Below are 13,627 nucleotides of genomic sequence, written 5' to 3'. Positions count from 1 at the left end.
TCTTTATAATTATTTTATGTTTATTATTTTTTATGGATACTAGATTTTAAATATTTATATATTTAAACTAGGCAACTGCTATAACTAACTATTATAAAAGATAGCTCTATTTCGTCAATATTGTATCATCATTGTATAATAATAATAAGTACATGCTATATGTTTATCCAAATTTTGATTACACAAATCTATATAAAATATAATATAAAATACAGAATCTTACAATATAAATGTAACAAAATTAAATCAATTTAAATATTGTATCTTATAGACTATTTTTAGGATGTGATACTTTGGTTAATTTGAATGCAAATAAATTAAACGTAAACATGGTTTATCCTGTTTCTGCTACAGCTCCTATACGTTTTAGAAGATACACTGTTTCATACTCAGAAAATACTAGCAATATTTATTTAACTATAGCAACCTACTTCGATACACTTAGTATAGGAACAGTAAGTATTGATAAAGTTTATGGTCAATGGGCTTGGGTTATTGGTAATATATATGATTTAAATCTATTCGTTTTTGTTGGAAACTATCCTTATGAAATTGCTAGAAATAGATATGAATCTTTTGTTAATATTCTTCCAATTGCAATTACTTCCATTATAAATGGAGATAGGATATTCTTAATTTCTAACTTTTATTTATTAAACTCAAAAATTACAGTTAGATTTATATCTAGTCATCCTACGCTTAATAGAACTGTAGATTATGGCAGTATTAGAAATTTTGTTTTGTAACATTACAACATGATGTACTATTTAAAGCAATATCACAAACTAAATGGTATTATTAAACTATAGTAATATTATTAATCAGTACATCATGTTTATCTGTTACAATTTTATCATATTTTCTTATTTAAGATAAATTTTATATTTTTAGCAATTAAGATTTCTAATTACTTATTTTCTCTGTTCTAAATCCTATCTCTTTATTGGCTAATTTATAGCCTTCTTGTATCATTTCTTCTCTTGTCAACGCATTACCTAATAAATTATCAATACTAAGTTGTTTTCTATCACTAAAATACTTGTCTAATAATGATTCCTCTATGTCTTCTTGAGTCGCTAGATACCCTTCATGCATTATATATTTTACATCAAAGCCTTCTTTATTCAGTACCTTCCCCAGCAAAATACTTCTATGACATCGTATAGGCTCTTGCATTGCTCCCAATAAAACTATTTTATATCCCATCTGACATCCCTTTTTCAATCTTTCTATCCCTTTTAAGAAAATATCTTCTTCAATTACCTTTTCAAAATCTGCATAGCCTTCTTCTGTATATACATCTTTATTGATTCTTTTTGCTCCAAACTCCTTGCCCATGTATACATATACAAATCCAGACTTTTTCAGTGATTCATTAAATGCCTCTCTATTATACTGAATATTATATTTAGAATATGGAGTTTCTCTAATGTCAACTACACAATTTATGTCATGTTTTTTTATCATATCAATAAGCTTATCATATGGATAATTTGAATGTCCTATCGCGAATATTTCCATATAAATACCTCCTATTCTTTAAAATTAGTATCTATATATGTAGATACCCGATTTATTTAATATTAAATAAAGTATTACTTTAAAAATACTTAATATCTTTTTTACTTGATATCCTTAACAAAAATATATAACTTTATATATAAAATATCAATATTTATATATATTTTGTATATTAAATACAGTTATTTATAAAATTTTTAATAAAAAACTTATAAACAAGACATTTATAGCATACTCTAAAAATAAAAAAAGAAGGGACTATCTCAAAATAGAGATAAGCTTCTTTTTCATTGTTGAAATGATAAAAATATACTTGATTTCATACAAAAAAGAGTGTCTCATGAACTAAAAAGCTCATTTTGAGACACCACCTTCTTTTTTTATTCTTATTTATACTTTGTAAACCTATTATAATGTGCGTTTCACTGGTATCTGAACTTCTGTTAACCAATCGTCTTCATTTTCTTTATTCCATATGCCATCTATATAAGACTCTCTAGGATTTCCAATCACTTCATATTTATTATCTTGTATCCACTTAAATGCATCTGCATAAGTTTTTCCTAATGTTGAATATGAACCATTGTGTAATATACAAACTGCATTTTCAACTTCATCTAGCTCTTTAAACTTTAATATATCTGTATCTTCCTTTAAATCATTTATAGCCTGACACATCTCCACATCCATATCAGTCTCTCTATATTCACCATCATGATATATATTGAAACAATAATCTGGAATTGCACATGTACACCCTGTCTTCATCATTTCTTCTGCCATTACATTTGGAAATAGATTGAAAAGCTCATCATACCCCTTTAACACTTTTCTCATAGAAGCAACTTTAACTTTTGGTAAAGACTTAATAATTACATCATTCATGTTGACTTCTCCTTTCAAATTCATAAGATAATTACGTAGTTTAATGAGCTTATATTCTTCACTTTTGATTACATCCAATATTTCTTTTTCTTTATTCATTAAAATATTTTCAACCTCTTCAGGATTTTCCACAGCTTCTTTTATCTCAGCTAATGATAAACCCATTTGCTTTAAAGTTATTATCTGATGTAATTTAGGTAATTGCTCTGTTGTATAGTACCTATATTTTGTAAACTCATCTACATATTCTGGTTTTAACAAACCTATATCTTCATAGTACCTTAACGTCTTTGTAGTTATTTTATTTATTTTAGAAAACATTCCTATAGAAAACATCTCATCACCTGCGCATTAGATTTGATTAATTTAAGTTTATACCTTACCCTTAGGTTAAAGTCAATACAAAATAAATTATAATTGTATTAATTCTTCAATTCTATCTCCACTTAATACCAATGTATCTCCTGTTTTTATAACAGTTGAACCTTTAGGTACTAAAACCTGCTCCTTTCGTTTTATCATAACTATTAATATGTCTTCTGGTATATTAGAATCCATTATACTCTTATTTACCCACTTGCTACTATCATCAACATTTATTTCTATAAGTTTAGAGCTAATTTCTCCATCATAATCATTAAACGTTTTCAATACAGGTGTATTATCATCAACTAAATCCAGCTTTTTGGCTACAGTTGGTATTAATGTTCCTTGTATTCCTACTGAAAGTAATGCTATAAAAAATATTATATGGAATATATCATTCTCTATGATTACACCCTGAGTGACTGCATAAATCGCAAAAACTACTGAAGCAGCACCTCTAAGACCTACCCATGATATGAATAATTTTTCTTTATTTGAAAATTTAAATTTTGCTAGAATTATAAATGTTGCTAATGGTCTTGCAATAACTATCATGAATATAGATATGGTCATTGCTATACCAAATACATTTGGTAGCTTGGAAGGGAAAGATAACAATCCTAACATAAAGAATAACATTATTTGCATAATCCATGAAATTCCGTCAAAGAAATGAACCAAACTTTTTTTATGAGGTATCTTACTATTTCCTATAATAATACCTGAAATATACACACTTAAGTATCCATTTCCTCCAAGATACTCACTAAATGCATAAGAAAGTATTGCAATAGCTGTTATAAATATAGTATAGAATCCCTCTATCTCGAAGTTTGAATTTCTTAAAATATAAACAGACAATTTTGCTAGTATAAATCCTATAGCTAGCCCAAAAGCTATTTGCTTTATTACCATTGGCACAATAAGTTCTACTCCAGAATTATTCATCAATGTCAAAAGAATTAGTGTCAACATATACGCTATTGGGTCATTACTTCCACTTTCGACTTCCAATAATGAGGCAAGAGAACCTTTTAAATTTAGTTTTCGAGAACGCAATACAGCAAATACAGATGCAGCATCTGTTGAGGCTGCAATTGCTCCAATTAATAAGCCCTCAAGTAAACTAGTTCCTACTACCATATGACAAAATATACCTGTGACTCCTGCTGTAATTATTACACCCAATGATGACATCAGTATAGAAGGTATTGCAACAGGCTTAGCCATATTCCAGTTTGTTCCAAATCCTCCAAAGAACATTATAAATATTAGTCCAATAGAGCATAATTGTTTTGTTAATTCATAGTTGTCAAAATAAATTCCTACCATACCATCAGACCCAAACAACATCCCTAATAAGATAAAAATTAATAATATTGGTACTCCAAATTTATATAATACCTTGCTCGAGGTTATACAAATCAATAGCACTAGACCACTTATAATCATCAATTCTGTCATAGCATCAACTCCATTTCATATAAATTTTATAGATTAAAATATATCTACAATTTTATTTGTTCAAATATAACATGACATAGGTTTTATAAGTTGTGGTGCATAAAGTACAATTAAAATTTGATAATACACTAAAATATAAGTATTGTACTCAAGTTTATATATTTATTTTAATCATATTCATTTAATATTCAAAATTTGAATTCTTTTTCATTAATATTTCATTTTTCAGTTGATTATTTAATATATTTCATGCTCTTATAGTGATTTTATAGATACTCTGAAATATATAATATTTAGATAAGTAATAAGAAACTAACATACAATGTTAGGCACTTTAGATATGAAATCTTCAAAAACTTCATACATCGAAATATTTCTTTATATATATTATATTATATTTATTATAAATTATTGTCAATTCATTTTTCTTAAAAATAAAAAAATTGCATAATTTTTTTCAAACCATGCAACTCATAGTATTTAATACCAAAACTCTTTTAGCCCTTCTATTATCTTACTATAAGGCAATAAAGTAGCTTCGATTATCGATTTATTTGTTTTCTCTAAATAATATTCAACCATATAATATCCACAAGCATTTTCTACTTCTTTATGCAAAACTTAAAAAGGACTATGAAGGTTAAATATCATAGTCCTCATTAAGTTTAAATATTATCTATTATATATTTTTATCATTTATATACTACAATCTAGCAGATTTACTACAATAATTCACATTAGTTTATACTAAAGGAGCTTCTATTTGAGTAGTAAAAAGGAATTTATGACAGTGACCATCATTAACAGTAGTGTTTCCAGATACTAAGTGAATGTGTTTATCAGTTCCAGGTATTCTAATTGCTGGACCTGTTGTAACACATATCTTATGAAAATGGTCAAGAAAATCTACATTATCATTTATTTTATGAACATGATTTGTACCACCATTTATTGGTATAACTTCACCAGTAACTCCTGCTGCACGGTGGTTATGTCTATCATCACATTCTTCTGCTAACTTAACACTTTGTGAATATTCATGAACATGCGTCATTTCTTCATAATCATTATAGCACTTGTTGCATTTATTATATTTATAATCATCATATACATAATCTCTTTCACATTTATAATTTTGATAACTCATTTTTATATCTCTCCCTATTATATTATATTAAGAAATTCTTCTAAAGAATCTCTAATATATAGTATGAATTAAAGTCAAAAAGGTTCATATTTTGTAAAATTATGTATTAATTTAATTATTTCCCCCAATATTTAGGATGTACTAGTGAAGCTGGCAACTTCGTATTAGAATCTCCTTTTGCAGTATTAACTTGTAATTGTGTTAAAAATATACTATTCTCAAGATTAGCACCTCTAATATCACAATCTCTTAAATCTGCTCCTATTAAATTTGCTCCACTCAAATCTGTATCCTTTAAATTTGCCGCTATTAGAAATCGCCCTTTTAAATCTGCTCCTATTAGATTTGTTTTTCTAAGGTCTACTCCTATTAAATCTATATTTTTGCTTAATTTTTTCATATTTTTAAAAGTAGAAGTTTTGATAAATGATTTAACTTTTCTCATCACAGACTCACTAGCTTGTGATAATAACGAATTAACCTTTGCTCTATGTGATGTGATATCCAAATCAATTAGCTGTTCTGGACTCATATTGGTTATTTTTTCAGTTTCTTCAATTATTAAATCAGTTTTTGATTTGATTGTATCTGATATATTTAATATAGATGCTTCTTTAAGGTACCATAACATTTCATGTAGCTGTCTCATAATTAAAAATACTTCAGACATTTGATTTGCTAGTTCTGGTGATTGTATCCAGTCTATACCCTTATATGTTACTTGTGCTACTTTTTGACCTGAACCAAAGCAATCGTATGCAGTACATCCTTTAAAACCTCGCTTTATAAGATTATTATGTACAGAACATTTAAAATCTGGTTGCAAATTAATACATGGTTTTCCTGATTCCTTATCGATAGGAAATCCATCTGAATCAGAAAAATAAAGAGCTAGACAACAAAGTCCAAAACACTTATCACAATCAATTTTTAACTCATCAAGTAATTTATTATACATATCTTTGTGTACATTTATCATATTACTTCTCCTTCTAAGTATAATTTTTAATAATCTACTATTGTAGATAAATTACACTTCAATCTCTTATGTAATCTTTCTTATTCCTAATTATAATTTAATGTGTTATTTATTCCAATAGTATAAATAAAACCACAAGAGAATATAAGGATAAATAAAGAAACTTTAACTCCTTGGTAGACTCTTATGGTTTACACTATACTAGAAAATCATAAATAAAATAATTTATTTATGATTTTCTGCTTTTTTAACAACTGAAGACTTCAACTTCATAGCTCCAAATCCATCTATTTTACATTCTATATCATGTCCATCTGATAGGTCCTGTATTAAACGTATATTTTTCACTTTTGTTCCAATCTTTATAGATGATGAACTACCTTTTACTTTAAGGTCTCTGACTACTGTAACAGAATCTCCATCATTTAATCTATTTCCATTTATGTCTTTAATAATATTTGAATCTTCTTCTGTTCCTAATTCTAAGAACCATTCATGAGAGCATTCTGGGCAAACTAAAAGAGTTCCATCTTCATAAGTATATTCTGAATTACATTTCGGGCAATTTGGTAAGCTTTCCATATTTATATGTCCTCCACTTGTTATGTTTAAATTTTTTACTACATAAAATTTCTTTTGAGCCTCTATGATATCATATTATACTCATATTTACAAATCTCTATATCTGGATATGTTTTATTAGATTCCCATTTTGATATAGCTTGTCTAGATACATTTAGCATTTCAGAAAGTTATTCTTGTGATAAATTTATTTCTTTTCTTAGTCTCCTTAAATTTTCTCCAAAGTTCAACATTATTACCTCATCTCAACTTAATTATATTTATATATTGACTGATTCACAATCCTTATACAATTGTATTTTATTAACTAATAGTTGCATTACTAATTTTATCTATATTTTAAATTAAGATAACAAATATTAAAGAGGCTATATCATAGTAATTATAAATTACTATGATATAGCCTGAATGTTAAACTTCTCTTATATTTTTAATGATTTCACGAATCTTTCTAGCATTTTGAGTAATATCCTCAACACTACCTTTGGTTAATAACCCACCAAAGCCACATACATCAACCCCATTTTCTAACCATACATGTAAGTTATCAAGATTAATTCCACCACTTGCCAAAACTGGCATATCAGGTATTGGTGTTTTGAATACTTTCACTAATTTAGGTCCATAGAAATCTGATATTGGAAAAGCCTTGATAAAGGCAGCTCCTAAACTCAATGCATCTACTGCTTCAGTCAATGATGTACATGCTGGAGCATAAGGAATCTGATATCTATTACAAATTTTTGCTACACCTTCATTGTAATTGGGTGCAATAATAAACTGAGCACCATGTAAAATAGCATGACGGGCTGTTTCACTATCCAAAACTGTTCCTGCTCCTACACAAAGTCCTTCACCATACTTTTTACTAAGACCTTGAATGATTTCTCCAGCATTATTCAAGGTATAACTCATTTCTATAACCGTTATACCACCATTAATACAACCTTCAGCAATTTCACATGCACGATTAAATGTTTCTTCCCTTACAATTGCAAGGGCTCCACATTCCGCCATCCTTTTGGTTATATTCATCTTTTTCATATCATTCACCTCTATATTCATTAAACCATTTTTTATCTATTCAATCCAATCATATTCCTTATGACACATTTTTCATCATATATTGATATATTTATCTAATCTATTCCCCTAAATCCTTATTAAGTATTGATTTATAATTTTCAACCACTTGCTTAATTTCTTCAAGTACTTCTCCAGTTGGTTCAGTTACAGGAAGTCGCGCAGTTCCAACATTAATTCCATTTAAGACAACAGCTTTCTTTATAACAGATGGAATTGTTCCAAGCTTTAGAATACGGCGAAGTTCTTCTATACTATTCTGAGCTTTTTGAGCTTCTTCCAAATCACCATTCATAAAGTTATCATAAATAGCAATATCAATCTCTGTAAGGAAGTTTGCTGTTGCAGCAACAGCACCTTTACCACCAGCTTTCAAACTATCAAGAATAAGTGAATCGGAGCCTGAAAATACACTAAAATCCTCACCTTTAGTTACTTCAATATAAGCTTTCATGTTGTCAAGCTTACCACTACTATCCTTAATCCCAACAATATTCTTTATCTTTGCCAATTCACATACTGAATTGGGTTCAATATTAATTCCAGTCTTACTTGGCATGTTGTACATCATAATAGGCAAATTAACTGAATTAGCAATAGTTTTGTAGTGTAAAATTAATTCCTGCTGTGTTGGTGTTACAAAGTATGGTGTAATAATCGATAATGCACTTGCACCAATCTTTTCCATTCTTTTGGATAAATTTATAACTTCACGAGTTGAATTGCCACCTGTTCCAACAAAAACAGGTACACGGTTGTTAGTGTAATCAATAACAATTTTTGCAAACTCAACTTTTTCATCATCTGTCATTACATGACATTCACCATTAGTTCCTAAAATAAATAATCCATAAATTCCCTTATTAATTAGATGGTCAATTAAATCACATGTTGCTCGTGGATTAATATTTTGATTTTCATCAAATGGTGTTATCATTGCACATATAATACCTTTATATCTCATAAAATTACATTCCCTCTCTAATAGACTTTCCAAGACTTCCTCCTGGATGCCACTTCAAATACTGCTGTGCATCAAGCCCTTTAGCATATTGTAATGCAACACTTAATGACTGTAAGACTATAGTTTCAGCGAGAATTGAAGCACGAGGAGCTTTATTAAGACAATCACCTTCTTGTGTGACACCTGCAAACAAGAATATATCAGAAGCCTCTTTTAAGAATGAATTAATATTACCACTTACACCAATTATTTTTGCTCCATTAATTTTTAATGTTTCAATAGTTGCTTTCAATTCTTGAGTTTCACCACTATTTGATATTGCAATGACAACATCACCAGCAACTACTTGACCACTTGAACCATGTACTGCTTCTGTAGCATGCAATGTATATGCTGGTGTTCCAGTAGATGAAAGTAGTGAGGAAATATATCCTGATACATGACCTGGTTTACCAATGCCAGTCACATGTACACGTCCATGATTCCTTTCTGACTCAAAGATTAAATCACACGCTTTATTTATAGATACTTCGTCTATTGATTCAATGAATGTTGATATTTCATTAGATATGGTATCAAGAAATACAGGTAATGTATTTTCTATCATATATTTATCCTCCTTAAAATCATAATAACCTACTATAACTCTTATACAATGTTAATATAAATTAGATAGGTTTTATAAATTGTAAAATATTATGTAATATTGAACCAACTACGTTGTAATCAATGTTAGGGAAGGTTGCACCTTCTATACCAAGTGTCCCATAAACTGGATATAGTATCACTGGTAAGAATGCAAGGAATAATCCCGCAACGAAAGACCCAACAATAGCTCCTCTCCATCCACCTGATGCATTACCAAATACTGCAGCTGTACCACCTGAGAAGAAACATATATGAGCAGCTGGAATAATTACTACAGGGAATACACTAGGAAATGATGCCATAATAACGATTGCTAATAAACCAGCAGCATATGCTGAAATAAATCCAATAATAACTGCATTTGGTGCATATGGAAATACTGTTGGAACATCTAATGCAGGACGTGAACCTGGAATATATTTTTCTGAAATAATTACGAATGCTGCAGTTATTTCAGCCAAGAACATACGAACACCTGACATCAAGATTGACATACCCGCTACAAATGTAAATGCTTCTATAAGAGGGAACACCAACCAGTGCGTTGAACCAGCGATTTCCTGAGTAAATGTTTGACCAGCTTTTAATGTTGCAATGTAAAATAATATCAGCATAACTATAGACAGACCCATTAAGAAATCTCTGAAAATTGATAACCACTTAGGAAATTCTATAGTTTCTGTTGTTTCATCTTTATGCTCCGAAAATAAACGCCCAATATAACCTGATAGACCATAACCAATCATGTTAAAGTGACCAATAGCTTGTTCATCTCCACCTGTTAGTTCACGCATAAATGGTTGACAGAATTGAGGTAATGCAGCAGACATAAATCCTAAGATAGCTCCACCTATTAAAATAGTAGTTGTATTATCGAACCCATGAGCTTTCATGATTAAAACTAATACACAAGAAAAGAATAAACTATGACCTGTTGTAAAGAAAATATTCTTAAACTTTGTAATACGTGCAAATACTAAATTTAGTATGAATCCAAGAATCAATGTACATGAAACTGCAAAACCATATGTACCTTGTGCAAGTGCTGTAGCTGCTTCTGGTGAAGCTATAACACCTGTAATTCCAAAACCATGCTGGAACAATTTATTGAAATTCTGTAATGCGCCAGTCATAGCAGAAGCACCAATACCAAATATCAAGAACCCGATAAGTGTTTTTGAAGCTCCAGTGAATACTTCAACAGCAGATTTTTTTTGAAGAACCAGCCCTATAAATGCAACTACGCCAAGTAAAACAGCTGGCGTACTCAATAAACTAATAATAAACTCCATAAGTATCCCTCCTTATTCTATTAAATTTTATTTTTCTTTTGAAGCAAGAAAATCTTCTAAAGCTGTTTTAATCTCGTTACGGTCAACAATGTTGTGAATTCCAATTATATCAAACTTAAGATTTTTCTTTTTTAATTCTTCAGCAACATCAATTAATGTTTCTACAGCATCTCCATTAAATCCATTTAATGAATCTAAAGAACCATGTTCTACTTCAATTGGAAAATTATTTTCCTTAATGATTTGTTGAGTCTTTATTTTTAACATCAAACTTGAGCCAACTCCTGCTCTACATGCGATTAAAAGTTTATACATAATTAAATCCCCCTCTTATAATTCTTTTATTTTTATAAAATCAATAATATCCTTGGCTTCATTGGCATTATCCAAGACTTTAAAAAATTCATCCTGTTCCAATAATTCAACCAGTTCAGACATAGCACGCAAATGACTATTATTATCTATTGCACTTAAGCAAAATACATATTTTACAGGGTCATTTTCATCATTTCCGAACTCAATAGGCTTCTCTAGAGTGGCAATTCCTATTGCAATATCTTTTGAACCTGCTTCTGGTCTAGCATGTGGAAGTGCCACATGTTTTGTAATTACTATGTATGGCCCAGATGCTTTAGCTGAATTAACCATAGCATCAACATAGGCTTCAGTTGCTTTATTGTTTTCAACTAAGACAGAAGCTGATTGTCTAATAGCTTCCTCCCAGTCTTTAGCTTTTACCTTTAGTTTTATTAATGCTTCATTAGTGATGTCACTTAGCATAGGTCCTTCTCCTTCCTTAGACGTAAAATTCTCTATTTGTGTAAAATAAGCTATTAACTCACTTGAAAGAATACTTTCAGAAGTTACTTTTGCATATTTTTTTATTATCCCCATAACCTCATCTATTTTAGGTTGTCTTAAAAAAATATCACCTAATTGAATGTATACTTCACGTGTAATTTTATATTTTTCTTTTGTGGTCATAACAGGGCTTACTTTAATTACTGGTACATCTGTTTTTAGACCCTCTGTATTATAATTAGTAGTAAAAACAATGTCTACAGGTTCACTGATATTCTCCAATCCAACTGATTCTGACATCGGTATAAAATGCAAGTCAGGAAATAAGTTTGTGAGTTCCGCATGTAAAATAGCTGAACTACCAACACCATTTGAACAAACTATTAATGCTATCCTTTTTCTAAAACCATCAAATTCTTTTTTATTTGAGAAAAGTGTTGCAAAGTGCATTGTTAAGTATGCTAATTCCTCCTCTTGAATTTCTTCTCCAAATAATCCACAAAACTCTTTCATTGCATTACTTACGATTCTATAAACTAATTTGTATTCTTCTTTTACTTTTTCACAAAGTGGATTATAAATAGGTAATTTAAATAAAAGTCTATAATAAGCCGGTCTAAAATGAGAATATAATTGTTTAAATATTTTTTCTTGACTTATATAATAAACTCCACTTAAATAACCAAATCTTGTCATAATTTTATTTACAATTTTTGAAATTACAGCCTTATCTTCTGTATCTTCTTCATAATTCCCTACTGATATACCTAAAATCCAAGCACTAATATACATTATATTATGAGGTTTTATTTTCTCTTCACTCTCATATACTTCTAATAATTCCTTAGCAAATTTATATTCCTTCATTGAACTCATGACTGCAATATTAGGAATATCTATATTTTCTTGTGTATCTATTCTAGTTGAACACATCCTTGCTTTCAGAAAGATAAATATATATATAAATTCTATTAATCTGTCTTCAACAAAAGTAATTTCATATTTTTTTATAAGCTTTAATATAATTTTTTTAGCTTCTTCAAAGCTGTCTAAATTATATTCTTCAATAAAAATATCAAATACTCTTGAACTTTTCTCATTAGACAGCGTTTCTATAATGTTCTTAATAAGTACTCTCCTGATTTCCATCTCGTTTCCAACTAAGTAATAACCATTTATACGATTATTCTTAACGTCAATACCCTTTTTTTCAAGGTTTGGTATTAAATCTTTAAAGTCCAGATTTACAGTAGACCTACTTACTTTTATAGAATTTATAAAATGATTAATTGAGATGTCCTCCATATTAATAAAAAGCATTAAATACATATATAAAAGTCTTTCTATTTTACTAAAGTAGTAAGTATTCTTAGAATAGTTTTTTTCTAGAATTTCTTTAATTGCTTTTTTTGTTTCTTTTCTAACGATAATATCTTTATCAGCTCTTAAACATATAAGTGGTACTTTTTTTACTTTAAGCATGTCATTGATTTTATTTATTCTATAAGTAATTTGTCTCTTTGATGAATTGGATTCTTCTTGTAATCCATTAGTTGTAATCAATGTGCTATTTAATAAAATCTGGAGAATTGATACAATTTCTTTGTCCACTACCATTAATCCCTACTTTCTTATTAAGATTAGTCTTCATATTATCATTGGATTTTTTATCACCTCCACAATATTTATTTTATTTGAGAATTTTATTGTTTTCAATTTCATTTAAGTATAACTTTTGTTTTAGATTGAGACAAAAATTAAACTTATCTAAAATAGATGCTATAATACAACTGTATATTTTATAAACAAAAAGGCTTCTTTAGGTAAAGAAGCTCAAGAAAAATTGCTTTAAATAATAAAAACTATCTTAACTTTTAATAAATTATTTCAACTAA

Annotated in this window: 15 protein-coding genes; 1 reads left to right on the top strand and 14 read right to left on the bottom strand. The window is 28.8% G+C overall.

Annotated elements, in window-relative coordinates:
* Positions 1 to 293 precede the first annotated feature (293 nt).
* Positions 294 to 746, top strand: coding sequence for a staygreen family protein (locus tag IR152_RS13295; protein ID WP_227452432.1), 453 nt, complete (start codon positions 294 to 296; stop codon positions 744 to 746).
* A gap of 157 nt (positions 747 to 903) precedes the next feature.
* Here the strand turns inward: IR152_RS13295 and IR152_RS13290 are convergent, their stop codons facing one another.
* The 14 genes from IR152_RS13290 to IR152_RS13225 form a co-directional block, all read right to left on the bottom strand.
* Positions 904 to 1,521 (bottom strand): DUF488 family protein, encoded by a 618-nt coding sequence (locus IR152_RS13290; protein WP_227452431.1) that lies wholly within the window; start codon positions 1,519 to 1,521, stop codon positions 904 to 906.
* A 408-nt stretch (positions 1,522 to 1,929) separates the two neighbouring features.
* Entirely contained in the window at positions 1,930 to 2,742 is an 813-nt protein-coding gene (locus IR152_RS13285; protein ID WP_227452430.1) for a MerR family transcriptional regulator, read from the bottom strand.
* Positions 2,743 to 2,817: 75 nt separating this feature from the next.
* Positions 2,818 to 4,236 carry a potassium/proton antiporter gene (locus IR152_RS13280; RefSeq protein ID WP_227452429.1) on the bottom strand — a complete coding sequence of 473 codons (1,419 nt, stop codon included), beginning with the start codon at positions 4,234 to 4,236 and terminating at the stop codon, positions 2,818 to 2,820.
* 480 nt (positions 4,237 to 4,716) lie between these two features.
* Positions 4,717 to 4,854, bottom strand: a complete 138-nt coding sequence (locus tag IR152_RS13275) for a DUF2268 domain-containing putative Zn-dependent protease (protein ID WP_227452428.1) — start codon at positions 4,852 to 4,854, stop codon at positions 4,717 to 4,719.
* Between the two features lie 124 nt (positions 4,855 to 4,978).
* Positions 4,979 to 5,383 (bottom strand): YmaF family protein, encoded by a 405-nt coding sequence (locus tag IR152_RS13270; RefSeq protein ID WP_227452427.1) that lies wholly within the window; start codon positions 5,381 to 5,383, stop codon positions 4,979 to 4,981.
* Positions 5,384 to 5,498: 115 nt separating this feature from the next.
* Positions 5,499 to 6,362, bottom strand: a complete 864-nt coding sequence (locus IR152_RS13265) for a pentapeptide repeat-containing protein (protein ID WP_227452426.1) — start codon at positions 6,360 to 6,362, stop codon at positions 5,499 to 5,501.
* Between the two features lie 225 nt (positions 6,363 to 6,587).
* Complete coding sequence (locus tag IR152_RS13260) at positions 6,588 to 6,944, bottom strand: zinc ribbon domain-containing protein YjdM (RefSeq protein ID WP_227452425.1); 357 nt, start codon at positions 6,942 to 6,944, stop codon at positions 6,588 to 6,590.
* A 62-nt stretch (positions 6,945 to 7,006) separates the two neighbouring features.
* Positions 7,007 to 7,105 carry a helix-turn-helix domain-containing protein gene (locus IR152_RS13255; protein WP_227452424.1) on the bottom strand — a complete coding sequence of 33 codons (99 nt, stop codon included), beginning with the start codon at positions 7,103 to 7,105 and terminating at the stop codon, positions 7,007 to 7,009.
* 250 nt (positions 7,106 to 7,355) lie between these two features.
* On the bottom strand, positions 7,356 to 7,988 hold the full coding sequence (locus IR152_RS13250) for a ketohydroxyglutarate aldolase (protein WP_227452423.1): 633 nt from the start codon (positions 7,986 to 7,988) through the stop codon (positions 7,356 to 7,358).
* Between the two features lie 100 nt (positions 7,989 to 8,088).
* Positions 8,089 to 8,991, bottom strand: a complete 903-nt coding sequence (dapA, locus tag IR152_RS13245; RefSeq protein WP_227452495.1) for a 4-hydroxy-tetrahydrodipicolinate synthase — start codon at positions 8,989 to 8,991, stop codon at positions 8,089 to 8,091.
* Between the two features lie 4 nt (positions 8,992 to 8,995).
* Positions 8,996 to 9,598: a KpsF/GutQ family sugar-phosphate isomerase gene (locus IR152_RS13240; RefSeq protein WP_227452422.1), complete on the bottom strand. Its 603-nt coding sequence runs from the start codon at positions 9,596 to 9,598 to the stop codon at positions 8,996 to 8,998.
* 61 nt (positions 9,599 to 9,659) lie between these two features.
* On the bottom strand, positions 9,660 to 10,931 hold the full coding sequence (locus IR152_RS13235; RefSeq protein ID WP_227452421.1) for a PTS ascorbate transporter subunit IIC: 1,272 nt from the start codon (positions 10,929 to 10,931) through the stop codon (positions 9,660 to 9,662).
* Between the two features lie 27 nt (positions 10,932 to 10,958).
* Entirely contained in the window at positions 10,959 to 11,246 is a 288-nt protein-coding gene (locus tag IR152_RS13230) for a PTS sugar transporter subunit IIB (RefSeq protein WP_227452420.1), read from the bottom strand.
* Between the two features lie 15 nt (positions 11,247 to 11,261).
* On the bottom strand, positions 11,262 to 13,349 hold the full coding sequence (locus IR152_RS13225; protein ID WP_227452419.1) for a BglG family transcription antiterminator: 2,088 nt from the start codon (positions 13,347 to 13,349) through the stop codon (positions 11,262 to 11,264).
* Positions 13,350 to 13,627: the final 278 nt, after the last annotated feature.

The sequence above is a fragment of the Clostridioides sp. ES-S-0108-01 genome (assembly GCF_020662285.1).
Lineage (GTDB): Bacteria > Bacillota > Clostridia > Peptostreptococcales > Peptostreptococcaceae > Clostridioides.
The sequence above is the reverse complement of the archived record's forward strand: the minus strand, read 5'-3'. Positions and strand labels throughout refer to the sequence as shown.